Origin of the sequence: Bacillus sp. FSL W8-0645 (assembly GCF_038007905.1) — a bacterium.
GTDB lineage: Bacteria > Bacillota > Bacilli > Bacillales > Bacillaceae > Bacillus > Bacillus pumilus.
Map to the genome: position 1 here is coordinate 3,635,548 of NZ_JBBOYC010000001.1, position 24,367 is coordinate 3,659,914.

Consider the following 24,367-nt stretch of genomic DNA (forward strand, 5'->3'; position numbering starts at 1 on the left):
ATGGCATGACCTCCATTCCATTACAGGGAAAAGAACCCTCTTCTTCTTGATCTTATATGATGAGTGAATTTATTGTCAACATCATTTTTCATACTATTGACTTAGATTTCTGGAAAATCGCACAAAAAAATTTCGATCAGACAGACTGATCGAAATCGATTAGGAAGGGACATGTTCCCCTTTTTTGCTGTTTTTACGTTCTAAAGACCAATCATACATTTCACGAATAATCGGCTCAATTTTCTTCCCTTGCGCTGTTAATTCGTATTCAATCCGTACTGGAATGTCAGGGTATACGTTTTTCTCAACGAGTCCTTCAGCTTCTAAATCCTTCAGCCTTTCTGATAATAATCGTCCGCTGATGTTCATTTCATTTTCAAGCTGACAGAAACGCTTAGGGCCTGTCAGAAGCTGATTGATGATGAGAATGACCCACTTCTTGCCTAGAATCTCCATGGCATCTGTGATTGGACAGCCATCTACTTGAGCCATACCTTACTCCCTCCCGCTTTTCTCTCTTTTTTTCATTATAACATAATTAATTACTTGAAATAAGCAACTAACTATTATATAGTTTAGTTACTTTAAGTAACAAGGTATTCATTTTTATATATTTTCAAAAACATTTGAACATGCCGATGCATATATCATGAAGGAGATGACCGAGCTTGAAGACAATTGAGAAGCTAAGATTGGGTGTAACAGAGTTACATGTATCCAGCTTTGAGCGTTCTTTACCTTTTTATACAGACATTTTAGGATTTACCATATTAGAACAGACGGAATCCACCGCCACTCTTGGAAGCAATGCAAAGGAACCCATTCTTTTGTTAAAAGAAGATGCACAACTCAAGGAGAAGCCTGATCATGAGCCAGGACTTTATCATTTTGCTGTTTTATTACCTACCAGAAAAAACCTGGGCACATGGCTGGCACATGTGATGAAAAAAGGCTATCCTTTAATTGGAGCAAGCGATCACTTTTTCAGTGAAGCCATTTATTTAAGTGACCCTGACGGCATTGGCGTAGAAATATATGCTGATCGCCCTGAGGACGTTTGGGTAGGTGAGCATGGAGAACTGAAAGGTGGCGGAAATGCACCTCTTGATGGAGATGGTCTCCTGCAAGAAGCCGCTGATACGACGTGGGAAGGACTTCCGGCTGGTACAGTGATGGGACACTTACATTTCCATCTGAACCCAGAAGAAGCTGATTCCTTTTATGTCAATACGCTCGGTTTTCATATCCGAATGGCTCCACCAGCAAGCGTATTTATCGCCGCTGGTGTGTACCACCATCACCTTGCCTTTAATGCATGGGGACGCGGACGAAAAGGAGCCATTGATCCACGTTTTTCAGGAATTAGAAGCTATACACTCGTATTCCCACAAGAAGCAGACAGACAGTCCGTCGTTGAGCGCCTAACAAAAGCAGGCACTCAAGTGAAAACAATAGGAAAAAGTAACGAATTTGTTGATCCATTTGGCGTTCTCGTTCGTTTACAGATTGAAGAAACAGACAAAAAAGAAGGTGCAGAATATGGACAAACACACAGATCTTAAAACAGCCATTTTAAAAGATAAAATCAAACGAGTACAGCAAGAGGACGGGTATATATATATCACTGGACCCATTAAATTGCCAGTGAATTTAGACGGCAGAACGGTGATGTTCAACTGGTATTCATGGTTAAAAGACGATGGGTTAGAGCCATTGTCAGATGAAGCTTTAATCGAAAGCCTCTCGTCCCGCCAGCTTGCCGATCATCAGCAGTCAAGCGTGCTAGTGTATGGAGATTTCGAGCACGCTGACGAAGCCCTTATCCGCATGCATTCCATTTGTCACACTGGTGATATTTTCGGAAGCAAGCGCTGCGACTGCGGATTCCAATTGAAGCAGTCCATGCGAATGATTGAGGACAATGGTGCAGGTGCCCTGTTTTATTTAGCCAACCATGAAGGCCGCGGTATTGGACTTTTCACGAAAGCCATGGCTTATATCCTCCAAGAAAACGGCTACGATACAGTAGAAGCGAACGAAGCACTCGGCTTTGAAGATGACACGCGTCAATATGAAGAAGCCATCGCGGTTCTTCAAACACTTCGTACAAAGCCAGTCAGACTCATTACCAATAATCCGAAAAAGACAGATGCCATCAGCCATGCAGGTTTATCTCTTTCTGGACGTATTCCGCTTTGGGGTGATGTCTCAGAGTTTAATGAAAAATACTTGCAGACAAAAATCAACCGCTCAGGTCATATGAAGGCGGAGCAAGAGGTGCATACGATTGCCACATCATGAGCGATATATGAATCTAGCCCTAGAAAATGCACGTGCAATGAAAGGACAGACATCACCGAACCCGCTCGTCGGGGCTGTGATTGTGCGCGATAATGAAATTGTTGGAGTCGGTGCTCACATGAAAGCCGGTGAACCACATGCTGAAATTCATGCACTTAAAATGGCTGGAGACAAGGCAAAAGGAGCCACCATTTATGTGACCCTCGAGCCTTGCTCTCACCATGGCCGTACAGGTCCTTGTGCGGAGGCACTTGTGAAAGCAGGCGTCGAAACCGTTGTCGTGGCAGCACTTGACCCGAACCCGCTTGTCGCTGGCCGCGGAATCGCCATTTTACAAGATGCTGGCATCCAAGTGATTACAGGCGTACTTGAGCAGGAATCCATTCTCATGAATGAAGTGTTTAATCATTTTATTACGAAAAAAACACCTTTCGTGACGCTCAAGGCAGGTATTACCTTAGACGGAAAAATTGCGTCTGCTACGTCTGACAGCAAATGGATTACATCTGAGACATCCCGTTATGATGCTCATCATATCCGCAGTATCAATGATGCGATTTTGGTCGGTGCTCAAACTGTTATTCATGACGACCCTTCACTAACTGCACGGATTCCAAATGGGCATCATCCGATTCGAATTGTTTTAGACTCTAAGCTCTCAACACCGCTGACAGCAAAGATCGTCACTGATCAGATGGCACCAACATGGATCTTTACAACAAAGCAAGCCGATGAGGAAAAACGAGCCGCTTTAGAAGCAGCCGGCGTCAGCGTCTTTGTAACAGACAGCGAGACGCGGGTGCCCCTGCAAGAAGTGCTTCAAATGCTAGGAGAAAGAAATGTCTCCTCCCTCATGATTGAAGGCGGCGGCCAGATCAATGCTTCATTTTTAGAACAGCAGCTTGTAGATAAATTGGTCATTTATATGGCACCTAAACTCATTGGCGGAAGGCTGTCTCCTTCCTTTTTTGGAGGCGAAGGCATACGTCTCATGAGTGATGCCATTGAACTGGATCAACTCTCAGTAGAAACACTAGGGAAAGATATCAAAATAACGGGTTACCCCGTTTATCAATAAACAAAAAAGCTTGTAGACCTCATCTACAGGCTTTTTTCAATTGGCATTTTTCTGTTTCTTATTTAGAAACCTCAATTGATTTTTACACAAAAGTATTTGACGCCACTTTAAAGGTAAAAAGACAGCTTACTTTGATTTAAACGGGTTATGGCTTGCCCTGAATGTGGAAAAGGACATTCCTTGTCAAGACATCCAGCAGTCTTACACACACATTGCTTTTTCAATCGATGAAAAAGATATAGATCACATGTACAACAAGCTAAAACATTTGAACGTCAACATCTTGACAGGTCGTCCAAGAGATGAAAAGGATCATCAGTCGATCTACTTTACGGACCCTGACGGACATAAATTTGAGTTTCATACAGGTACTATGCAGGATCGAATTGATTATTACAAGCAAGAAAAAGCGCATATGGAATTTTTTGATGAATGATAAAAAACAAGAGGAAACAACATGGTGCTATTCGTAATTTTATGGACATAATGGTAAAATATACATAGAAACGTAAAGTAATTGATAGTCCTCCCCCCTTCTATAATAAAGGTGTTTTTATGCCAAGAAAGGAGGGGTCAGTTTGAGAACAAAACTTGTGCATTCACGCGTTGAGAGACGCAAGAACAAAAAGAAAGAAGCTTGTACCTGCAAGTACAAGCTTTGGTTTCTTATCTTAAATTCGATACGAACTCTAGTCCAGTTCATAACATGGATGATAGATAAGAGACCGTTCTGAATTAACCCTTAAGATGATAATAAAAAATAAAGTAGCACCTTCATTACCCCTAGTCAAGGTAATGCTGGTTCTATCTCGTTTCTGCTTTTTGGAGGGCTACTTTATTTATTTCATTTTATCTCAGTGTATTCCTCAAATTAAAAATGTATACATAGAAAAAGCACACGGTAGTCAGCCGAGTGCTCAAATTAAATTTCTTTTCAGTTATATGGTGACATTCAAGAAATTCACCTTGAAGCTCTCGTGCTTCAGTTTGAAAACTAGTTCAACTTAGTCCGAGTTGAACAAAAAACTTGTGCAATTACATGTTATCATAAGTATCAATTTGTTACCATAGATAAGCACACTTTTTAAACCTTTAAGTGTAAAAATTTCTAAGGTCTGTAATGTTTGAAATGAATTTTGTTGTTTTTATCAAGTACACTGAGCAACAATCTATATAACTTAAAATTCTTATGTACCGCCCCCTTACTTTCTATTGGCAACTGTATGACCTTGTTTAGTTAAATAAAAAGGAATCAGTGGATGACAAAACTGATTCCTTACCCTGCTTGAATCTATAAGTCCAAAACAAGTTTTATTCAAACCATGAAACTTGTCGTAAAATGTTTCATGTGAAACATTTATCGTTAATTCCCTTCTACCAGCCTGCCAAAGCTTTCGGGTGAAAGTCCCGGTGACACGCGAACACGGTGCAAGGACATCATGCCCTGTTCCTTCTTCGCATGTCCTGGTTCAGTGGTGACAGCCATTTGATAACCGGCTTGCTTCGCCAGCTTTAGCGTGTCTTCGTTATAGCGCCCGACAGGATAGCTGACCATTCTCGTACGCTGAGAAAAACGTTGATCAAAGAATGCCTTTGACCCTTTTAATTCCTCTTTCTGCTGCTCCCTTGATAAACGATTAAGCTCTAAATGATGAATGGTATGACTCTCAATCGATAGCCCATTTGCAATCATTTCATCCATTTGTTCATCCGTTAAGTGGTTCGGGCGCCCAATGGATTGCTCAATCATGAAAATCGTTGCTTTCATTCCATACTGCTTTAAAATCGGAAATGCCTTTGTATAGTTATCGGTATATCCATCATCGAATGTAATGAGGACACACTTTTCACTTGGCTTCGTATTTGTTGTGAAGACGCGGTACGCTTCTTCTGGCGACAGCGTGACATAGTCGTTTTCCTTCAGCCATTTCATATGAGCCGCAAACTCGCTCTTTGGTACACGAAGCGAGTTACCGCTGGAGATGCTGTGATACATCAAAATCGGAAGCTCTACCGGCTCCTTTTGCTCAATCCAGCTTTGTGTATCAATCACTTCCGCTTCTGTCTGCTGAATCTCTTCTGTTTCTTTTAATCGTAATGGACCCTTTTCCTCTTTGACCACTTGCTGGTTTCCTTCCGTTTGCTCCTTCGTTCCCATACAGCCCGAAATGAGCAGCGCCAAAAGACCAACCGTCATCCACATACATGTTTTTTTCATTCACCAATCCTGCTTTCTCTCTATCTATCGAATGATTATAACAGAAATTGGTTACTAGCTGATATCTATTTTGACAGGGTGTTCATTTTTTTACACATTTCAATCATTTCAATGGCAAGCAGATGAATGGTCTCTGTTGTGAGCATTTGATCTTCTGCGTGTATCAGCAGTAAAGAAAAGGGAAGCTGCTCTCCTGCCGCCTCTTTTTGGATAAGCGACAAGTGCAGGTTGTGGATGCTTCGAAACGCTTCCTCCCCTTTTTCAATCAACTGCTGTGCTTTTTCAAAATCATCAGCTCTTGCTAGACGAATGGCTTCAACATAATGACTTCTTGCCTCGCCTGCATGAGCAATAATTTGAAAGGCTGCTCCCTGCATTTCCTCTAATACCGTCATCTGCTTCTCCTCCAATTACTTAAGATTCATTTGCTAGTTTCAGAGCATGCTCTAGTATTTTTTCTCCGTTCGCTGTTCCGTATAATCTCACATTGATGACATCAACAGGTATTTGGTAAGGTGCCGCTGTTTTTTCTGCTGCCTTTTTCATAAAGCTTACTTGCGGTCCAAGTAAAATCACCTGCACATCTTCTCCATGCTCTTCTAATTCATCCGCAATAGCCCCTTCAGGTATGGCGTATATATCATAATCCAGCCCCTTCGCTTCTGCGGCTGCCTTCATTTTGGACACTACAATGGATGTCGACATTCCTGCGGCACAAGCGAGAATGATTCGTTTCATATCCCAACACTCCTATCGATAGTTGACTTCTGTTTGGGCCTTCAGTTCCCTTGTTTTAATTAATGTCTGGTACCAATACGCTGATGCCTTCAACTGGCGATTCCGTTCATTTTCCAGCTGAATTTCGACTAATCCGTAGCGGTTTTTAAAGGCATTCATCGGCGATACATTATCCGTAAAAGCCCACAGCATATAGCCCGTACAATTTGAGCCTTCTGCTTTCGCTTGAAGTGCCCGTTTCAGATGCTGGCTGATAAAGGAAATGCGATACTGGTCATCAATGATACCGTCTTCTTTTTTAAACCGTTCTTCCTTTTCTACGCCCATGCCGTTTTCGGCCACAAACCACTCAACATTTCCGTATTCTTCTTTTATTCTCATGCCCATATCATAGACAATGTCCGGGTAGATTTCCCAGCCTCTGAATGGATTCATTTTTCTTCCTGGAAGCTCAAACATATCGTAATAATAAGACGGATGAAATGGCGTCATCTCATTCCACGCCTTACTCGGTGCTTTGACACGATGCGGATAGTATAAGTTGAGCCCAATGACATCAACCGTATGATTCTTGATGACCTGAAGCTCTTCCTCTGTCGCATCGAAAAGAATCTCATGCTTTTTCAACACATCGAGCAATTCCTCTGGATACTCCCCTTTGATGGAGGGATCTAAGAACACTCGATTGAAAAACAAATCATACATCCGTGCCGCTTCTTGATCATGCGGAGCAGAGGATCTTGCATACGTCACTTCTGGATTGAGAATCACCCCGATCTTTGCACCTGTTGATTCCTTCAATCCCATCTCCCGAAACAGCTTCACCACTTTTGCTGTTGCCAGCGCTTTATGATAGTTCCACTGCATCCATTTCTTCGTATTTTGCTCAAAGGGATACCGGATAGCATCAAGATAAACGCGTGTTTGGACAACAATCGGTTCATTAAAGCTAAACCAATGTTTGACCCTGTCTCCATATCGCTCAAACACCTTTTCCGCCATAGAGAACAAACAGTTCGACGACATGCTTTGATGACCATCCGCCGTACTTTTCAAGCAGCACGGCTGGAAGCTCATAATGTTCTAAGCAAAACATCGGCTCTACACCTGCTGCGATTAATTCATTGATCAAATCATCAATGTAACGGGCATATGCCTCATCCACAATCCCCTTCTCGTAATCGATGAGAAACCTCGACCAATTGATCGATGTCCTATAATGAGTCAGACCGATTTCTTTCATAAGGGCTACATCTTCTGGATAGCGCTCGTAAAAGTTCGTCGCACCAGCCGGGCCATATCCTTGGTGCCAAACGTGATACCCATTCTTATACCATAAATCGATGTACGAGTCCTGATGCGCTTGCTTTCCCTTCCATCCCTCCTTTTGCCAAGCAGAGGCCGCAGCACCTAGGATAAAATCTCTTGGAATCTCGATTCTGTTCATGTCGCCACCTTCCCTTTCCTCGTTTGAACGTGAAGTCCTTCCCAAATTCCTTGCAAATACATAGCCCCAAGCGCCCGATCATATAAACCGTAGCCAGGCCTGCCTGTCTCGCCAAAGATCATACGCCCATGATCAGGCCGGACGTAGCCAGCAAAGCCCTCTTCATACAAAGCCTTCACAATTGTCCCCATATTGAGACTTTCTGCCTTTTTTTCGTATATTTACGGTCAAGTGAAATGGGATCATCCTCCCCGTACCACCTGAATTGCATGTTCATTCATGCCTCTCCTTTTATTCTGAATCTGGTGCCACTTCTGGTTTACGGTTAGACAAGAGAACAAATGGCAAATAGATGAAGACTGCGACCACAATACAGATGAGCTGTGTGATGACAGCCCCCATGCTGCCAGCGGTGGACAGCCATGCATTCACAATCGGTGGTGTCGTCCACGGCACCATCACGACGGCTTTTCCAGCAAACCCTGTAGCCGTCGCAATGTAACCAATCGTTCCTGTCACAAGTGGTGTGACGATAAATGGAATTGCCATCACAGGGTTTAACATGACAGGTAAGCCAAAAATAACGGGTTCATTGATGTTGAAGAGACCCGGACCAGATGAGAGCTTGGCAATACTTCGCATCTCTTCCCTTCTTCCAGCAATAAAAATCGCAATCAAAAGCCCAATGGTCACACCTGAACCACCGATGCTCATATACACATCCCAAAATGGCATCGTGATGATATTCGGAATCTCTTTTCCTTCTTGAAATGCTGTCATATTCACTGCAATCGATCCTAATAAGAGCGGCTCCCGGATCGGTTTGATCATCTGGTTGCCATGGATGCCGATCACCCAGAAGAATTGTGCCACAAACATCAACGTTAAAATCCCTGGTAGACCCTGTACAACACTTTCTAGCGGGCGTTGCACCACGTTATACACTGCTTCATGCAAATAAATACCTGTCAAATGATGAAATGCAAAGCCGAATGAACTAATGATCGTAATCGTAATAATCGAAGGAAAAAGTGATGAAAAAGATGTTGCCACATTCGATGGAACAGAATCTGGCATCTTGATTTGCAGCCATTTCACCTCGGTCAGCTTACAAAAGATTTCCACAGATACGATCGCAATGATCATCCCTAAAAATAAACTTTTTGGATCGGAAAATTGCCTTGCCAGTACATCTACAACTTCACGCATCGATCCATCCACTTCAAGAAGAAGTGTCGTTGGAATAACAGATATAAATGAAATCAATGCCATCAACCCTGGGAACAGGGACTTGTGCCCGTTGATTTTCCCAAGCTCTATCCCGATGAGGAATACAGCCCCAATCGTTAAAAAGTTCAGCGTCGCATAATTGATTGCCTTCATAATTGGTTGAAGCGCCGCTAAAAATCTGAACATCTCAAAATGAGCAAGCCCTGTTTCCGGGCTCATGATCATATTTGCCACCAATACAGCAAAAGCCCCTGTAATGATGATTGGCATCAGTGTGACAAATGCCTGTTTAATCGCCATAATATACTTCTGATTCGTGATGCGATAAGCCACATTCCCCATGACGTCTGCCGCTTTCTCCTTGAAGCTCATGATCTGTCTCCCCCTTTGCAAAAACTCGTGATCATCCTCCTTTTTGATGTTATTTTAAAAGCGCTTTCATTAACATCTAATCTTTTTCCTCACAGATGCGGAAATGGGTGTCCCGTTTTTTCATTCTGATGCTCCAATACTTGAAGCGCCGCCGTCAGTTCCTCAAATGAAGCGGCCTTGATGAGTTGCTCCACCACTTCCTTGCGCTCTGTCAGCCGTACAAGAAATTGATAAAGTGACTGTAATTCTTTTTGATACGTCTTCTGGATACTCAACAAACAAACGACTTGTACCCGATTTTCACCCCACAGCACCGGTTTTTTCAACGTACAGATCGCACAAATCGTGTCATCTGTTGCCGGCTTCATCGGATGGGGAATCGCAACCAAATGACCGAACGATGTCGGTGACACTTGCTCTCTTTCAAGCAATAATTGTTCAAACTCTTCCGGGATGCGATCCTGTTCCTTGAGCACGTTTACGAAAAATTGCAGTACCTCTTCCCTTGATTGAAGGTCTTGCCGAAAAAATGTCAGCGCCGGACTCACATACCGCAAAACCCCTGTATCCTGCGCGCCCTGCACAAACCGTTTCAGCCGCACAATATCATCGTCACTTAGAATGGTATGTACATCAATCACTGGCACCGGCAACGTGTTCTGAAGCGGAATGGTACTAATAATAAAATCAATGCTTCTCAAATCATATGAAAGAATTTCCACAACACTTGCAGTGCCAGCGATCTCCAGCTTTCCGCTAAAAGCCGCTGTCAGCTTATGAAGAAGGAGCTGACTGCTAGCGACACCCGTCGCACATACAATCAGGCATCTCTTTCTCACATGCTGTGATTTTGTCCGCTCGATTGCAGCACCGATATGAAGCGCCAAATACCCAATCTCATCCTCATGAATCTCAATCGCCTCTTTTTCTCTCATCCATCTACCCATATAGACGCCAGCTTCAAATGCAATGGGATAATGCCTTTTAATGTCCGTTAAATAAGGGTTACGAATGTTCATACCGTACCTAAAACGATGAATAGCGGAACGTAAATGAAGACTTAATCCAACGATTAACTCTTTATCAAATTGAATATCAAGTAACATGTGCTCCTCTACATAAGCAAGCAGTTGGTGGATGAAGCGAAAGTGATCTTCGTCTAGAAGATGAAATAGCATATGACCGGTATCTCCGTATGCCATCATCTTCGCTCCCATCAAGTGAATCGCAATATACGCCATTTCAGATAATGGAAAATCAATCGCTAGAACATGCCGAATATCCTCTGCCATTTGTTGAGCTACTTGGAAAACAGGCTGCACTTGAATCTCTTTTAATTCCGTTTCTGGCATCATGACCAGTTTTTTCTCTTCAATTCGTTTGCATGCAATGGCGATGTGGGTGACTAAATTACTTAAACCGATTTCTGACAGATGAAGTCCGCTTGCTTTTGTACGTGAACGCACGATATCCTGAATCAATTGATACGTTTCTTCAGGTAACAGCGCAGGGTTCGCATGCGCTTGCTGAAACACATGCTCAGCCATACAATATCTTAATTTCATTTCATCCCCTGTCAGTTGCAGTCCATATTTAGGACGATGTGACACAGAAAGTCCATGTAATGAAAACAGATGTCTGACCGCTTTCAAATCATTTTTCACTGTCGATTCACTCACAAATAATTCCTCTGCCAGCGCGTCTAACTTGATATAGTCTTCTGACAGAAGCAGCCTTTTCAATAGATAGGCTACACGGTCCTCAGGCTGATTGGGTATGGTCTGCTCCTTTTTTTCGTTTCTTTCTCCCAATGACTTTTTCAAAAATGTACGAAAAGACCCATAATCCTCTACGGTCAATGTATACCCTGCCCCGCGTTTGATATGTAGTACGGCTCCATGTTCATCCAAAATATATTTAAGCGCTTTCATATCTGTTCGGATGGTTCTTGATGTGACGCCAATCATGCGGGCAATTTCTTCACTAGTCAGTTCCTGTTCCGCTTGCATCAGTCGTTTCAGCAGCTCCTCCTGACGTAGAGATAGCATAGGCTCTCCTCCCTTGGCATTTACTTTTGCCTATCATCATAAACGAAAATAAAACTCTTTGCCCAATTTTTCTTTCAAATCGGGAACCACGATATGGCTCATTCGTATGAATAGGAAACAAGAGGAGGGATGCATCATGGGTTCTTTTATGTTTGTTGTTATGATCATATTGGCTTCTTTAGGAGCAATCATTGCCCATTTATTCACATCAAAGGATAAGCGTACGTCTGCTAAGCGTTCTTCACATCACAGTTCAACAACAAGTACCTATACTGATTCTTATACTCATCACGCTTCTGATGCCTCCTGCGGGGGAGATTCCGGGGATAGTGGCGGTGGATGTGACTAAATAAAAAACAGCCGCTCGCTGATGAGACGGCTGTTTCGTTTATGGTTTCAAAGAGCTTTCCAGCCCCGTTCAATCAGATGTTTAACATCGAGTGCAAAATCCTCACCCTTTTCCATCACGTCCTGGGCTCTTCCGGCAAAGTTACTGGCAACAGCCAGCTCCATTTTTTTTAATTCAAAGTGCAAGATTTTTTGATCAATCTCTGCGATATATTTTTCATACTCATTGTTCACGATGTCATGCATTACATGATAGGCATCTTTTCGGTGGCGATGAAAGTCGGTTCCTCTCTCACCTTTCCATGACGAATCTAGAGCAGGTTTCTTGATTTCCTTTATGTCTGACTGCGCAAGATCTTGTTCTGTTCGAATATTGCTTTTGGCTGTCTTTAACCGAGAGATCATGTCATCAAATTCTGCACGTCTGTTTTCAATTCCCATATGCAGATGGTGTAGCATCTCGGATAAACTCATGTCATCCACCTCTATCGGACCTCATACGAAAGCACAGCATCAGAGCCTTGGAAACGATCAACTCACTTGATTTCTCCAAACCTGACATTTCTATCGTTTTGCTTTCATTAAGTATAGTATAAGGTGAAAAGCCTCAGTCTTAAATAGGGAAAAGGTGTCCTTTTAGTGACGCGTTTGGAAGAAAACAGAATAATACAAGGTCGTACATCCTGAATTATATATGAGTCCTTAGATATATATTTCGCATCATCCCATGAAACCCATTAGAAAAATGATTGCCATTATTTTGCGGCAATCGCTTCGTCCTGTTCTTTTAAAGTTTTCACATTAGAGCGCGTGTCCTGGACATTTTTGATTAAGGCTTCTTTAAAACTTGAAACCATTTCGTTCACCTCTGCTTCGCGCGCCGTCCACTTGGTCACAAATTCAAGGCTGTTTTCACCTGCTTTATCTGCTGCTTTTTTCATCGTTAATGCTTCGACTGCTTGGGAGACTTCATCTAGTTGATCCATAACTGTTTGGTAGTTTAACTTAATTTGTCCCATCGTGATTTCCTCCAGATTTGTTCAAGCTTATAAGCTGCTCCATGCTTTTGAGATCAAGCGTTTGGCGTCCTCTACTGCGTCTTCTCCTTTTTCAGCAAGACGTGCGGCGTCTCCAGCTAAGGAACTGGCAAAGGATAACGCAGCTTGTTCGGCTTCTAACGTACTGATTTTGAATTCGATGCGGCTCACGTAGCGTGGGTACTTGTCGTTCACAATCGTTTGCAGCGCATCATGTGCTTCATTCCGCTCTGATTTGAAATCCTGGCTTCGCTCACCTTTCCAAGAGGTCCCAAGCTTTGGCTGCTTGATTTGCTTCAGGTCTGTCTCTGCCGCATCTTGTTCACGTTCGACCTTACTTTTCGCCTTTTTCAGTCGAGCGATTTTCTCTTCGATTTCTGCTTTTTTACTTGTAATGCCACCGTTTAGGGCAGACAGCATATTTGATAAGCTCATTATGGGTTCCTCCTCCTGACAAAAAATAAAAACGCTGCTTAGAGTTCCTCTAAACGAGCGTAAGGTGAATAGCACTTTTTCCAATATTGTTATTATAAGGTTCAAAGACTCATGTTTGAATAGGGATTTGTGCCCTTTTTATGGGATAAATATGCTTTCATTCTGCTTCACATTACCCCTTAAGACCTCTTTTATAAGGGGTCTTAATTCCTGATTCTTTGCTATATGTCACATATAGTCATACAGACCCAGGACAAACAAAAGCCGCCCGGTTGAGGAGCGGCTTTTGTAAACGGCTTATGAAGCTGATTCTTCTGATTCTTGTGGATTCTTAACGTACCAGATGAATTTCCCTGTATAACCGTAAATAATAGCAAGAGCAATGGCAACAAAGCTCAACCACATAAATGGTAAATAAGAGAATGTCGATACGCCTAGAATTCCCGCCATGTAAATCCCGTTATCTGACCAAGGAACCATTCCTGACGTCATTGTTCCACCGACTTCAGCGTTTCTAGATAGAACGCGTCTGTCTATTTTCAATTTATCGTAGCTTTTTTCCATAATTTTAGGTGTAAGAATTAATGAAACGTACATTGCACATCCAAAAATATTTGCAAAGAATGCTACAACAAGTGTAGATAGGGTTACATTTCCTGCATTATATAATTTCTTCTCAAAAGTAGAGACAATCACTTTTAGAACGCCTAGATATTCAAGTACGCCACCAAACCCAAGCCCGAGAATAATGACCACTAAAGATCCGAGCATATTCACAATACCACCACGATTTAACAGCGTATTTAAGAAATCTACATCTGAATTAATAGAGAAGCCATTGTATGCTGAACCAATCGCATCTGCTGGATTCATTCCTTGGAAAGCCATTGCCCAAATAGATCCTAAAAGAGCACCAATGGCAATAACAGGCATTGAAGGTTTCTTAAATACGAGCAGTAATACAACCACTACTGCTGGGATGACCATCCAAATGTTAATGGTAAATGTATCATGCAGGGCATTTTTCAAAAATTCTACCTTATTTTGATCAATGTTGCGTCCACCATACATAAAGCCTGTAATCGTAAACATAATGGCCGTAATGACAAAGGCTGGTATGGATAAAACCATCATCGCTCGAACATGTGCCAGCACGTCCACTTTTGAAAGAGAGGAAGCGAGCACTGTACTATCTGATAATGGGGATAATTTATCTCCAAAATAAGCACCAGATAAAACGGCACCTGCCACGATCGGAAGTGGAATACCAAGCCCTTCACCAATTGCGATCATCGCAATCCCTGCCGTTCCAACCGTCCCCCAAGAGGTCCCTGTTGCAATGGACATGAGTGCACAGATGACAAGTGTAGCTAATAAGAAGATATTAGGATGAATAAACTCTAAACCATAATAGATTAACGTAGGTACAACCCCACCTGCAATCCATGTACCAACAAGTGCACCTACTGCAATTAAGATTAAAATGGCTTCTAAACCATTCGATATCCCTTTTGTAATGGCGTTTTGAAGGTCTTTGTATGAATGTCCTAATCGAATACCTAAAGCAATGACCATAAACCATGAGATAAACAATGCCAGTTGAATATCCAATTTGAAATAAAGAGTAAAAGATAAAACAATTGCTAAAAACAAGCCAAGTACAAACACGACTTCTAAAATAGACGGCAGACGTGGTGATTTCATTGTGTTTCCTCCCTTTGTGCGTGCGTTAAGCGTTTTCAAAATATTGTGAAAAAAGTGTGTCAATTCGAAAGAAAGTGAATTGCCTGTTTTTCTCTATTTCACAGGCAATTCTACATATTAATAAAATAAAATTTTTGATATTATTATCGCTCTAGGAGCTCTGCACCCGCAATGCCAGGCTTTGTCATCTCGAATGGATTCAAAATAATATCAAGTTCTTCTTCTGTTAACACATCATTTTGCAAGCAAAGATCTCTGATCGATTGTCCTGTTAAAATGGCTTCCCTTGCGATTCTAGCCGCGGCTTCATAGCCTAAGTGAGGGTTCACAGCAGTGATCACGCCTGCACTTTTTTCGACATATTCTTTCAAACGTATTTCATTTGCTTCAATGTCCACTAAGCAATGATCTGTGAATGAACGGAATCCGTTATTCATTATACTAATAGATTGAAGCAAGTTAAAGACCAAAACAGGCTCCATCACATTTAACTCAAGCTGACCTGCTTCAGAGGCAAGACAGATGGTGTGGTCATTCCCAATGACCTGGAATGCGATTTGGTTAATGAGCTCTGCCATGACTGGATTGACTTTCCCAGGCATAATGGATGATCCTGGCTGACGAGCTGGCAATGCAATTTCAGCAAGACCTGCACGCGGACCAGAAGCCATTAGGCGAAGGTCATTGGCAATCTTAGACATGTTCATCATGCATACTTTTAATGCAGCAGACACTTCTGTGTAAGCATCTGTATTTTGCGTTGCATCCACAAGATGCTCTGCGCCTACAAGCGGAAGACCAGAAATATCGGCCAGCTTCTTCACGACGATCTCAATATAACGAGGATCTGCATTTAGGCCTGTCCCAACAGCTGTTGCACCCATATTGACTTCATATAAATGCTGCTTTGATTGGTTGATCCGCTTAATATCACGGCTGAGCACGCGGCTGTAAGCCTCAAATTCCTGTCCTAAACGAATTGGAACCGCATCCTGTAGGTGCGTACGTCCCATTTTGATCACATGATCAAATTCTTTCGCTTTCTTTTTGAATACGTCCTGCATCGTTTGCATTGTCTCAAGCAGAATGTCTAACTGCTTCAATACAGCAATATGGATAGCTGTTGGAAACGAGTCATTCGTTGATTGTGACATGTTTACATGTGTGTTTGGGCTTAAATGGATGTATTCACCCTTTTGATGTCCCATGATTTCTAGCGCTCTGTTTCCAATCACTTCATTGGCATTCATATTCATCGACGTTCCTGCGCCGCCTTGAATTGGGTCTACAATAAAGTACTCATGCAGCTTGCCTTCAATGACTTCATCAGAGGCTTGTACGATGGCATTTCCAATTCCTTCATATAAACGTCCAACTTCCATATTGGCTTGAGCAGCTGCTTTTTTCACGATGGCAAAGGCTCTAATCAGTTCCTCGTGCATGCGATATCCAGTAATCGGGAAGTTTTCTTTTGCACGAAGGGTTTGAACCCCATAATACACGTCTGCCGGAATTTCTTTTTCTCCAAGAAAATCCTTCTCATAGCGATAAGTTGCTTGAACCATCTGATATGACCTGCTTTCTATAGAATAGTTAAATCACTAAATCTTCTGCGATTGGCGTTTCCATAATCTTTTTCACTTCTCTTGGGTCTGTTGTTTTACCTAGTGCCCACATGAGTTTCGGCACGATGGCCTCTGTGTTCATGTTTCGTGAACGTGCCACTAGTTCTTGATTGATTTTGCGTCCTACTTCATACACGCTCATGTCTTCTCCTTCTTCAAGACACTGAGTTGTGATGACAACAGAAATGCCTTCTTCGAGCAATTCGTTGATTTTCTCTAATAGGTTTCTTCCTTCGAAAGGAATTCCGCCGCTGCCGTAGCTTTCGATGACGACTCCTTTGTATACACCTTTGATTGCATCTAAGAATTCAGGCTTTAGACCTGGGTGCAATTTCAAGAGGCAAACGTCAGTGTTTAAGGATGCATCTAATTTAAGCGGTTTCATTGACGATCTTTTTACTTTGCTATTGTATTCAATTTGATGGTTTTCAATCGATGCAATATATGGATAGTTAATACTTTCAAATGCATCGTAGCTTTTCGTTCTTAGTTTGATTGCACGTGTTCCTTGAATGACTCTGCCATCAAAGACAACATACACGCCGCCTACGCCGTCACATGCAAAGCGAATGGCATCGGTGATGTTTTTCTTCGCATCTGTTTTCTTAAACGTAATCGGAATCTGTGAACCTGTAATCACGATCGGCTTATCCGGATTTTGCAGCATATAAGACAGAGCTGCTGATGTATAGGCCATTGTATCGGTTCCATGCGTGACGACAAAGCCGTCATATTGATCATAATTTTCATAAATGGCTGTTGCGATATCCACCCAGTATTCAGGCTGCATATTTGTACTATCTATACTCATTAGGGACTTTGTGTCCATTGTGTACTCTGCATTAATTTCGTTTAAATAGCTTAAAAGGTCCTCAGCTTTAACACCTGGAGCCAAACCATTTTCACTCTCTACAGATGCAATCGTCCCACCAGTGGTTAAAAGCAATAATTTCTTCAACAGGTCCACCTCTTTCAGTAAAATTACTTCGTTTGTCACACATATTATAAGCCAGCTTGTGCTATTCTATAATATACGCTTTACGCGTACCTTCATTGCCATTATAGTCACATAACGCGAATTAATCAAGAAATTATTACGCATAACGCGTACATTCCATCACAAAATATGATATACTGTTGTTGTATATAAAGGAGCGTTCATGTAATGATACTCGATCGTTTAACCACTCTTAGAAAAAAGAAAAAATGGTCTCTCCAGCATACGGCAGATCGCCTAGGTATCGCCAAAAGCACCTATGCCGGTTACGAATCTGGGTACCGACGACCTTCGCTTGAAGCAGTGAAGCGCCTGGCTGATTTGTATGATACGTCCATTGATTTTTTACTTGGTAGAACGGACGAGCCAGAGATACAACGTAAAATCTCTGATATCAAAATTGAACTGACGGAAGCAAAAGTAGGAACCATTCTTGTAGACGGTGTTCCCCTAAATGATGAAGAAATCAAACAGCTTGTTGCCTTTATTCGGGCGAAAAACACCCTAAAAGTATAAAACAAAGAAAAGAGAGGCCCCTATCAATTGGGTGCCTCTCTTTTCTTTTTCAGTTGCTTATGAATAAGGAGAAGACAGCTGACTTAATTCCTCTAAGCGCCGCTTCGCTTCTTCTTTATTAAACGAACTATAATAGCGATAATTCTCATCATCTAAGATGCGGTAATGCTGACTGAGCACATTTTGCTGAAGACGAAATGTGCCTTTTTTGATAGACGTCCGCCACCAAACCTTTCCGCCGATCGTACGTTCCACCGATAGATGCAATTCATCATGTGCCACGACTTCCAGAATCTCAAGCGGATCATCCCCAAGTGTCCCTTTTAAAATGTCACTATCCCTGAATAATGCACATACGGCCGCAGTTTGCGTCCAGTTGAGGCGCAGCCTATTTTTTTCAACCTGCTGCAAATGCCGTTTCGATAGACCAAGTACCTCAGTCATGCGGTCCTGCGTATAATTCTTTTCTTTTCGAATTCGTGCCATTTGTTCTGTGACGAGGTCGATTACCATCTCTTTATCCATCTCTCATCACCTCTCCGAGTGTTCAGTCTTTACTGACATCATACACGATTTTTTCGAAAAAGTGGCGCCTCATCCTTTGGAATCATGGAAAATATCTCCTAGTCGATCTGCTCTTCGACCTGACCATGCTGCTGTCTCCAGTTCTCTTGGGCTGCTTGATTTAAATATGGATAGATCTCTTGTTTGACGGTTTGCTCGAATACTTCTTCATCTAAAATACTGTACGCTGGAATCTTGAACAATTTCCCATCCATTTTCCGAATAAGCACATCCATGAAGAGAAATCCCCTTACACTGTACCGATGCCTGCGCATATCAATGGATTGAATGTCTTGAAAAGGGATCGTCCGCTCTCGATACAGCACAGCACCATTCTCCCCGCGCTGAATGCAAAAAATCACATTTCCCCTCTTCGTAAAAGCCGGCAGAATCATCAAAAAAGAGATCAAGCCATAGACAATGCCTAATAGTCCGCCTAAAAATAAAAACAATGTATAATTCGATTCAAATGTAAGAGCTTCTGAAAACAACCAAATACCGATGATACCGAAGCCGCCCGTTGCTAAGAATGCCCATACCCTTAAAAAGGTCCTGCTTCTCACTTCTATTACTTCACTTGGATTCAAGCGTCATTCTCCTTTTCTCCATTAGAATATAGAACGTAATCCGTCTCTATGAGCCGTCTCCACGCGAAATTCATTTTCTTTTATTCCCGACACAAGCCACGACTGTTTCTCACCCGGAATAATAAATAACATGGATTCCACATCAGGCGTATTATTTTTATCGTAGACGACCTTCATCAGGGAGTCCATCTTTCCTTTTCTCGTCTGTACATCAGAAACAAATGCCTGCACGAGTTCTTCGTTCTCTGCTCGATGAAGGAAGGAAGGCCACTCATTCTTCGCCTCACTTGCTTGCTCTAATAGCTTTTCAAATTCCTCTGCTTGCAGGGTGACGACAGGTGCAGGGTGATCACTCATCTGTATATTGAAAAAGGCAGTCACTTGCTCCTCTGCCTGCTGGTCATCTTTCAGTTTTTGAATCTGATGGACTTGTTGATCATAAAGTGTATGGTGCGCATATACGCCCATCTGTGTCGTGTGAAAGGAGGTGCTGACTTCTTCATCTTCATCCTCAAATCGAGATGCCTTGACGGTGTGAGATGCATCATTCATCGCCTGGATGAAATGACGGTATTCCGCTTTATAACGATATTGTCTGTTTCGAAATTCAAGTACACCTTTTGCGAGCAAAGAGCGGCATGCAATTTCAAATAAAAACCCTAGGCGCTCGTCCTCTACATCAGGATAATAGGCTTCCTTTAAGGACATGCCCTGTTCAAAATAGCCTTCACTGTAAAAACTAAAGATGAGTTCCTCAATACTTAGACTTAGCTGATCCAACTTGATCTCTCCTTATCCAAAAGAAAATGCACCCTTAAAGAAATCGCCTGCACCTTTTATGAGCGAATCTGCGGTTTCTTTTGTTTTTTCTATCCCTTTATGTATCACCTGATTTGCCTGATCAATGGTGTCATTAACTGCTTTCACACCTTGACCCGCCAGCTCGAATGCTTGTTTCCCTTTATCCACAACCGCATGAATTGGGTCCTTTAATTTCACTGCAACCTGCTCAGCAAAGCCTGATGTCAGCTTGGCGACTTTTTCTCCTATAAATCCACCGACTGCGGAACCAATGGCTCCTCCAACGACGGTTCCAATCGGTCCTGCAAAGCTTCCAAGAGCTCCTCCGACAACGGCACCTGCGACAGACCCGCCAGCGATAAAGACCGTATTGTTCACTGCATTTCCAACAGCCTTAGCATTTTCACGCTTAAGGACTTCTGGCTGATCACCGAATTCTGCATAGTTCTCGGCAATTTTCAATCCACAGCCGACTGTTTCCGTTGCACCAGTGACTACCGTTGCAATGATGGCATTTCCTTTCGCAAATCTTGACCCATTTTTCAGAACAGACTTGATTCCAGCCGTGTCCTTCCAATTGATACTTCCTTTTGTAAAATCACGGACACTATTCGTAAATGCAACCGTATCATCAGGATAAAATTTTGTGAATTTCTTATGGACCAAGTCAGCCATCGACCAGTTCGATCGTTTTAATAATTCTTTTTTACTCAGCCAAATCCTTGCTAGCCGGTCAAATCTCGTTCCTTCTACCCGGCTGGTCAGATCAAGCAGAAGCTTTGAATGCTGCGCGGCATACCGGCCATTGTCTTTAATGAAGGTCGTCATCCCAAGCCCGTAGTATTTCGCCTGCATCATCACAATACCAGCTAAGCTCGTGAGCGTCCCATATTGATCATAAATGCTGTACATTTTCCGTAAAATATCGTCTGCTTCGACCATTTTATCTGTTGCATGACGAATCGCAATATCATCACTGCTCAATTTACTGATCAATGCTTGTCCTGCTCCCCATGCATCCCCAACGCCTGAAAAACAGCTTCTATACCGAGGATCACAGCCTAAAATGAGACCATCCAGTTCACTATGTAAATCGCGGTGCTTCGTTTCAATGACAGAAAGTTCGCCTACAACATCATTCGCAAGCCCTGTCAGCTGATCTGGATCTACCACTATGTCACGTGCCATCACATCATCTCCCTTCTCGGTTTCTTGCTATCCGTTCTTCTCGTCTCTTTCGCTCAAGCTCTTCCATTCTGGCTATTTCAACTTTCCGTTCCTCGATTTTGACCGCTGCATCGCGCAGTTCCTGACTTGTTTCAAGCAAGTCCTTTTCGAATTGATCATAGCGTGCCGTTGTTTCCTCAAAGCTTTGATCAAATTTATTCCTTGCTTCTCCCTGCCAGCCTGATCCTACTGCCTTGAGCCGATTCACAAGCAGCTGCTTTGACTGCCGAATCTCAACAGCTGCTTCCTGAAACTTTTGAGCGAGTGCCAGCGTTTGACTAGAATCCAACTTTCGCACCCCTTCCTCCCAATTTAACGTACAAATGGATGATTTTATATGTCCTCATTATAAATAAAAAGACACCCTAAAAAATCACCCTAAAGAACCATTCAACACATCACCAAATGAAAGTAGGTCTTTTTCCTCTCTAATTACCAGAGAAAACCTTTCTTGTTATGAAGCGCATTCAAGACGTGATAAAATGAACGTATTCTACAAAAGGAGTGACGTATACATGAAAGAAGAAATGATTCAGCGATTCACAAGTTATGTGAAGGTAGATACGCAGTCGGATGCAGATAAGGAAAGCTGCCCATCGACTGAAGGACAGTTGAACTTAGCGAGACAGCTAGTTGAAGAAATGAAATCCATCGGGATTCAAGAAGTAACAATGGATGAAAACGGCTATGTCATGGGAACGATCCCATCTAACACAGACAAAGACGTCCCGACCATTGGCTTCCTGGCTCACATCGACACAGCTACTGACTTCACCGGCAAGAATGTGAAACCGAAGCTTCATGAAGACTATCAAGGCGGCGACATCACCTTAAATGAAGATCTACATATCGTTTTATCTCCATCACAGTTTCCAAATTTACAAAAATATCAAGGACATACGCTGATCACAACAGATGGAACAACCTTGCTTGGTGCAGATAACAAAGCAGGTATCGCAGAAATTATGACCGCTATGCATTACTTAATTGAAAATCCAGAAATCAAGCATGGAAAAATTCGCGTCGCCTTTACACCAGATGAAGAGATTGGCAGAGGGCCGCACAAATTTGATGTTGATGCCTTTGGCGCTTCCTATGCGTATACAATTGACGGAGGACCGCTCGGGGAGCTGCAATATGAAAGCTTCAACGCAGCAGGTGCGAAAGTATCCATTAAAGGAAACAACGTCCACCCTGGGACAGCAAAGGACAAAATGGTCAGCGCTGCGAAGATTGGGATGCTCTTCCACAACAAGCTTCCTTCTGATGAATCTCCGGAATACACAGAAGGCTACGAAGGATTTTTCCATCTCACGAAGTTTGTAGGAGAAGTCGAAGAAGCAGAGCTGCAATATATTATTCGTGATTTTGATAAAGACAAATTTAACGAACGCAAAGCACTATTTGAAAAAATAGCAAATGACTTAAAAGCCATTTACGGAGAAAACAGCATCAATCTCAAAATTCAAGATCAATATTATAATATGAGAGAAAAAATTGAGCCGGTGAAACATATTGTGGATATTGCCCATGAAGCAATGGAAAACCGCTCAGTGACACCTGTGATCGAACCGATCCGCGGCGGTACAGATGGCTCCCAGCTTTCATATAAAGGTCTTCCAACACCAAACATCTTTACTGGCGGGGAAAACTTCCACGGTAAATATGAATTTATTTCTGTCGAGAACATGGTGAAAGCAACAGAAGTCATCGTTGAAATCGCCCGTTTATTTGAAGAAAAAGCATAGATATGTTTACAACCGTTCCTGTTCGGGAACGGTTTTTTAATAAAAGTTTACAATTTTCTGAAACTTTTATGACACTTATTCGTACTAATAGAGACAACCCCAGAAAAATTCTTCTTGACGAGTGCAATAACTGGAAATATAATAGTTACAAACAACCAGTATTTTAGACCTAAATTAGCAGATCATCTAGACATTAAGAACTAAACCGATTCTGCTGCTTATTTTCAGTTATAAACATCACTCACCCTGTCTACACTTAAAGAATAGGATGAATTGGAGGAATGTCATATGATGATTTTATTGATTATCGCTTCACTTTGCTGCTACTTACTATTCTCTTTCAAAAAAGATAACCGCACACCAAAACGAAAAAGCGCAGAGCTTTCGGAGTTTGAAATCTTTCGTATGCGCCGCCACTACAACGGAAAACGCCGTCATCCACTAAACGATGCACCTAAACAAGTATAAATCTGAAAAAGAGCCTCATATGGGGCTCTTTTGTGTGAGTACATAACAAAAAACGACCAGACTCAGTGGTCGTTTTTCTTTTTATTTATATACCTTCGCAGGAACTTGAATCATCGGAATTCCTACATAGTAAGGTGAAATCTCATATGGCTGAAAAACAACAGCAATTCCCTTTTTCGTGAAGTAATACTGCGTGTTGTAGTTGATTTCAATGTCTCTTCTTTTCAGGTTCACATAGAATTTGCTTTTATGTTTCTTTGTGTAGTTATAAATATAATCTCTTACTTTCGTACGCTTTTTCTTTGTTTTCACAACGTCTGTCAAGAACAGCTGCTTTGTCTTTTTCTTCGTTAACACATAGTTCATGCTGGAAACCATCGTATCCCCATGCATTCCACCATCATTCATGTAATCATAGTTTAAGATACTGAGCTTCTTCCCATTGTTAAATTTCGTTTTAAACGATCTCTCGTAAGTGATCTTCCCAAAGCCTTCCTTTTTCGCTTCGTCCTTTAAGAATAAGTAAGTAGAATAAGAGAAGGCGATGTCTTCTTTTAAATCACGATTGATGGTTTTCATATGCGCCTTGCTTAGGTTTTTCACCTGTGCATATTTGAATGTTTTTTTCTTTTTATAATAGTGTGTGCTTACTTTCGCTTTTTTTGCTTGTTTGGCATCCGCAGATCCCACTGGCGCAAACAACGAAACAATCAGTGAGAAAATGAGCAGACTGATTGTTAGGCCTTTTTTCATCGTCATAGTAAAAACCCCCATTTTTGTCTATTACCAATTGAGTATACCATGACAAAAGAACCAAAAAAAGCATTATTTCCATATTATTCTTCCTTTTTCCACATCGGGTTTGTTTACCGTTTTCA

The 24,367-nt window shown here is 42.1% G+C and carries 25 protein-coding genes and 3 pseudogenes; 8 read left to right on the plus strand and 20 right to left on the minus strand.

What is annotated here, in order from left to right; translation table 11 throughout:
- Window positions 1-159: 159 nt before the first annotated feature.
- The gene (locus tag NST39_RS18860; RefSeq protein ID WP_106065983.1) at window positions 160-492 is read right to left on the minus strand and encodes a winged helix-turn-helix transcriptional regulator; all 333 of its coding nucleotides are present in this window, start codon (window positions 490-492) and stop codon (window positions 160-162) included.
- A 176-nt stretch (window positions 493-668) separates the two neighbouring features.
- Between NST39_RS18860 and NST39_RS18865 the strand changes: the two genes are divergently transcribed.
- The 4 genes and pseudogenes from NST39_RS18865 (at window position 669) to fosB (ending at window position 3,815) form a co-directional block, all read left to right on the plus strand.
- On the plus strand, window positions 669-1,562 hold the full coding sequence (locus tag NST39_RS18865; RefSeq protein WP_106065982.1) for a VOC family protein: 894 nt from the start codon (window positions 669-671) through the stop codon (window positions 1,560-1,562).
- Window positions 1,540-2,301, plus strand: coding sequence for a GTP cyclohydrolase II (locus NST39_RS18870; RefSeq protein WP_044140303.1), 762 nt, complete (start codon window positions 1,540-1,542; stop codon window positions 2,299-2,301). The genes NST39_RS18865 and NST39_RS18870 overlap by 23 nt, the downstream gene beginning before the upstream one ends.
- Entirely contained in the window at window positions 2,288-3,379 is a 1,092-nt protein-coding gene (gene ribD / locus NST39_RS18875) for a bifunctional diaminohydroxyphosphoribosylaminopyrimidine deaminase/5-amino-6-(5-phosphoribosylamino)uracil reductase RibD (protein ID WP_044140304.1), read from the plus strand. Before NST39_RS18870 ends, ribD begins: the two co-directional genes overlap by 14 nt.
- Window positions 3,376-3,815 (plus strand): annotated as a pseudogene (fosB, locus tag NST39_RS18880) (metallothiol transferase FosB). The gene ribD and the pseudogene fosB overlap by 4 nt, the downstream one beginning before the upstream one ends.
- A gap of 927 nt (window positions 3,816-4,742) precedes the next feature.
- Here the strand turns inward: fosB and NST39_RS18885 are convergent.
- The 7 genes and pseudogenes from NST39_RS18885 to NST39_RS18915 form a co-directional block, all read right to left on the minus strand.
- A complete protein-coding gene (locus NST39_RS18885) occupies window positions 4,743-5,597 on the minus strand; it encodes a polysaccharide deacetylase family protein (protein WP_268453241.1) in 855 nt (284 codons plus the stop codon).
- Window positions 5,598-5,662: 65 nt separating this feature from the next.
- Window positions 5,663-5,992, minus strand: coding sequence for a PTS lactose/cellobiose transporter subunit IIA (locus tag NST39_RS18890; RefSeq protein WP_024423898.1), 330 nt, complete (start codon window positions 5,990-5,992; stop codon window positions 5,663-5,665).
- A gap of 19 nt (window positions 5,993-6,011) precedes the next feature.
- Window positions 6,012-6,335: a PTS sugar transporter subunit IIB gene (locus NST39_RS18895; RefSeq protein ID WP_044140307.1), complete on the minus strand. Its 324-nt coding sequence runs from the start codon at window positions 6,333-6,335 to the stop codon at window positions 6,012-6,014.
- A gap of 12 nt (window positions 6,336-6,347) precedes the next feature.
- Window positions 6,348-7,782 (minus strand): annotated as a pseudogene (locus NST39_RS18900) (glycoside hydrolase family 1 protein).
- A pseudogene (locus NST39_RS18905) lies at window positions 7,779-7,982 on the minus strand (mannonate dehydratase); the annotation flags it as partial. The pseudogenes NST39_RS18905 and NST39_RS18900, both read right to left, overlap by 4 nt.
- Before the next feature lie 91 nt (window positions 7,983-8,073).
- Window positions 8,074-9,384 carry a PTS sugar transporter subunit IIC gene (locus NST39_RS18910; RefSeq protein WP_319610092.1) on the minus strand — a complete coding sequence of 437 codons (1,311 nt, stop codon included), beginning with the start codon at window positions 9,382-9,384 and terminating at the stop codon, window positions 8,074-8,076.
- A gap of 89 nt (window positions 9,385-9,473) precedes the next feature.
- Entirely contained in the window at window positions 9,474-11,432 is a 1,959-nt protein-coding gene (locus NST39_RS18915) for a BglG family transcription antiterminator (protein WP_341029818.1), read from the minus strand.
- Between the two features lie 136 nt (window positions 11,433-11,568).
- Here NST39_RS18915 and NST39_RS18920 point away from each other — a divergent pair, with 136 nt between their 5' ends.
- A complete protein-coding gene (locus NST39_RS18920) occupies window positions 11,569-11,781 on the plus strand; it encodes a hypothetical protein (RefSeq protein WP_223250412.1) in 213 nt (70 codons plus the stop codon).
- Window positions 11,782-11,828: 47 nt separating this feature from the next.
- Here NST39_RS18920 and NST39_RS18925 read toward each other — a convergent pair whose 3' ends face one another.
- The 6 genes from NST39_RS18925 to NST39_RS18950 form a co-directional block, all read right to left on the minus strand.
- Entirely contained in the window at window positions 11,829-12,254 is a 426-nt protein-coding gene (locus NST39_RS18925; protein ID WP_003214784.1) for a YwqH-like family protein, read from the minus strand.
- Between the two features lie 281 nt (window positions 12,255-12,535).
- Window positions 12,536-12,799, minus strand: a complete 264-nt coding sequence (locus NST39_RS18930) for a YwqI/YxiC family protein (RefSeq protein WP_106050388.1) — start codon at window positions 12,797-12,799, stop codon at window positions 12,536-12,538.
- Window positions 12,800-12,826: 27 nt separating this feature from the next.
- Complete coding sequence (locus NST39_RS18935; RefSeq protein ID WP_003215112.1) at window positions 12,827-13,252, minus strand: YwqH-like family protein; 426 nt, start codon at window positions 13,250-13,252, stop codon at window positions 12,827-12,829.
- A 297-nt stretch (window positions 13,253-13,549) separates the two neighbouring features.
- A complete protein-coding gene (gene nhaC, locus NST39_RS18940; protein WP_341029821.1) occupies window positions 13,550-14,956 on the minus strand; it encodes a Na+/H+ antiporter NhaC in 1,407 nt (468 codons plus the stop codon).
- A gap of 143 nt (window positions 14,957-15,099) precedes the next feature.
- Complete coding sequence (gene aspA, locus NST39_RS18945) at window positions 15,100-16,521, minus strand: aspartate ammonia-lyase (protein ID WP_065099243.1); 1,422 nt, start codon at window positions 16,519-16,521, stop codon at window positions 15,100-15,102.
- Window positions 16,522-16,549: 28 nt separating this feature from the next.
- Entirely contained in the window at window positions 16,550-17,539 is a 990-nt protein-coding gene (locus NST39_RS18950; RefSeq protein WP_003215391.1) for an asparaginase, read from the minus strand.
- A gap of 207 nt (window positions 17,540-17,746) precedes the next feature.
- Between NST39_RS18950 and NST39_RS18955 the strand changes: the two genes are divergently transcribed.
- The gene (locus NST39_RS18955; RefSeq protein WP_044140316.1) at window positions 17,747-18,094 is read left to right on the plus strand and encodes a helix-turn-helix domain-containing protein; all 348 of its coding nucleotides are present in this window, start codon (window positions 17,747-17,749) and stop codon (window positions 18,092-18,094) included.
- A gap of 57 nt (window positions 18,095-18,151) precedes the next feature.
- Here NST39_RS18955 and NST39_RS18960 read toward each other — a convergent pair whose 3' ends face one another.
- The 5 genes from NST39_RS18960 to NST39_RS18980 all read right to left on the minus strand — a co-directional run bounded on the left by NST39_RS18960 (window position 18,152) and on the right by NST39_RS18980 (window position 21,562).
- The gene (locus NST39_RS18960) at window positions 18,152-18,619 is read right to left on the minus strand and encodes an XRE family transcriptional regulator (RefSeq protein WP_044140317.1); all 468 of its coding nucleotides are present in this window, start codon (window positions 18,617-18,619) and stop codon (window positions 18,152-18,154) included.
- 98 nt (window positions 18,620-18,717) lie between these two features.
- Entirely contained in the window at window positions 18,718-19,245 is a 528-nt protein-coding gene (locus NST39_RS18965) for a YfjD family protein (RefSeq protein WP_278177170.1), read from the minus strand.
- A 21-nt stretch (window positions 19,246-19,266) separates the two neighbouring features.
- On the minus strand, window positions 19,267-20,025 hold the full coding sequence (locus NST39_RS18970) for a hypothetical protein (RefSeq protein WP_341029823.1): 759 nt from the start codon (window positions 20,023-20,025) through the stop codon (window positions 19,267-19,269).
- A gap of 12 nt (window positions 20,026-20,037) precedes the next feature.
- A complete protein-coding gene (locus tag NST39_RS18975) occupies window positions 20,038-21,234 on the minus strand; it encodes a DUF6861 domain-containing protein (RefSeq protein ID WP_111912934.1) in 1,197 nt (398 codons plus the stop codon).
- Between the two features lie 4 nt (window positions 21,235-21,238).
- Window positions 21,239-21,562 carry a WXG100 family type VII secretion target gene (locus NST39_RS18980; RefSeq protein WP_341029993.1) on the minus strand — a complete coding sequence of 108 codons (324 nt, stop codon included), beginning with the start codon at window positions 21,560-21,562 and terminating at the stop codon, window positions 21,239-21,241.
- Window positions 21,563-21,788: 226 nt separating this feature from the next.
- Between NST39_RS18980 and pepT the strand changes: the two genes are divergently transcribed.
- Together pepT and NST39_RS18990 are read left to right on the plus strand one after the other, a co-directional pair.
- The gene (gene pepT / locus NST39_RS18985) at window positions 21,789-23,021 is read left to right on the plus strand and encodes a peptidase T (RefSeq protein WP_065099240.1); all 1,233 of its coding nucleotides are present in this window, start codon (window positions 21,789-21,791) and stop codon (window positions 23,019-23,021) included.
- 288 nt (window positions 23,022-23,309) lie between these two features.
- A complete protein-coding gene (locus tag NST39_RS18990) occupies window positions 23,310-23,489 on the plus strand; it encodes a hypothetical protein (protein ID WP_003215411.1) in 180 nt (59 codons plus the stop codon).
- An 81-nt stretch (window positions 23,490-23,570) separates the two neighbouring features.
- Here the strand turns inward: NST39_RS18990 and NST39_RS18995 are convergent, their stop codons facing one another.
- Window positions 23,571-24,248 carry a DUF3298 and DUF4163 domain-containing protein gene (locus NST39_RS18995; protein WP_341029825.1) on the minus strand — a complete coding sequence of 226 codons (678 nt, stop codon included), beginning with the start codon at window positions 24,246-24,248 and terminating at the stop codon, window positions 23,571-23,573.
- Window positions 24,249-24,367: the final 119 nt, after the last annotated feature.

What these genes read in the sequence shown, in the direction of transcription:
- NST39_RS18955 (WP_044140316.1), top strand. Translation starts at nt 17,747, where the DNA reads ATGATACTCGATCGTTTAACCACTCTTAGAAAAAAGAAAAAATGGTCT.
- NST39_RS18935 (WP_003215112.1), bottom strand. Translation starts at nt 13,252, where the DNA reads ATGAGCTTATCAAATATGCTGTCTGCCCTAAACGGTGGCATTACAAGT.
- NST39_RS18870 (WP_044140303.1), top strand. Translation starts at nt 1,540, where the DNA reads ATGGACAAACACACAGATCTTAAAACAGCCATTTTAAAAGATAAAATC.
- NST39_RS18960 (WP_044140317.1), bottom strand. Translation starts at nt 18,619, where the DNA reads ATGGATAAAGAGATGGTAATCGACCTCGTCACAGAACAAATGGCACGA.
- NST39_RS18990 (WP_003215411.1), top strand. Translation starts at nt 23,310, where the DNA reads ATGATGATTTTATTGATTATCGCTTCACTTTGCTGCTACTTACTATTC.
- NST39_RS18925 (WP_003214784.1), bottom strand. Translation starts at nt 12,254, where the DNA reads ATGAGTTTATCCGAGATGCTACACCATCTGCATATGGGAATTGAAAAC.
- pepT (WP_065099240.1), top strand. Translation starts at nt 21,789, where the DNA reads ATGAAAGAAGAAATGATTCAGCGATTCACAAGTTATGTGAAGGTAGAT.
- aspA (WP_065099243.1), bottom strand. Translation starts at nt 16,521, where the DNA reads ATGGTTCAAGCAACTTATCGCTATGAGAAGGATTTTCTTGGAGAAAAA.
- NST39_RS18915 (WP_341029818.1), bottom strand. Translation starts at nt 11,432, where the DNA reads ATGCTATCTCTACGTCAGGAGGAGCTGCTGAAACGACTGATGCAAGCG.
- NST39_RS18860 (WP_106065983.1), bottom strand. Translation starts at nt 492, where the DNA reads ATGGCTCAAGTAGATGGCTGTCCAATCACAGATGCCATGGAGATTCTA.
- nhaC (WP_341029821.1), bottom strand. Translation starts at nt 14,956, where the DNA reads ATGAAATCACCACGTCTGCCGTCTATTTTAGAAGTCGTGTTTGTACTT.
- NST39_RS18910 (WP_319610092.1), bottom strand. Translation starts at nt 9,384, where the DNA reads ATGAGCTTCAAGGAGAAAGCGGCAGACGTCATGGGGAATGTGGCTTAT.
- NST39_RS18995 (WP_341029825.1), bottom strand. Translation starts at nt 24,248, where the DNA reads ATGACGATGAAAAAAGGCCTAACAATCAGTCTGCTCATTTTCTCACTG.
- NST39_RS18890 (WP_024423898.1), bottom strand. Translation starts at nt 5,992, where the DNA reads ATGACGGTATTAGAGGAAATGCAGGGAGCAGCCTTTCAAATTATTGCT.
- NST39_RS18885 (WP_268453241.1), bottom strand. Translation starts at nt 5,597, where the DNA reads ATGAAAAAAACATGTATGTGGATGACGGTTGGTCTTTTGGCGCTGCTC.
- NST39_RS18920 (WP_223250412.1), top strand. Translation starts at nt 11,569, where the DNA reads ATGGGTTCTTTTATGTTTGTTGTTATGATCATATTGGCTTCTTTAGGA.
- NST39_RS18930 (WP_106050388.1), bottom strand. Translation starts at nt 12,799, where the DNA reads ATGGGACAAATTAAGTTAAACTACCAAACAGTTATGGATCAACTAGAT.
- NST39_RS18895 (WP_044140307.1), bottom strand. Translation starts at nt 6,335, where the DNA reads ATGAAACGAATCATTCTCGCTTGTGCCGCAGGAATGTCGACATCCATT.
- NST39_RS18975 (WP_111912934.1), bottom strand. Translation starts at nt 21,234, where the DNA reads ATGGCACGTGACATAGTGGTAGATCCAGATCAGCTGACAGGGCTTGCG.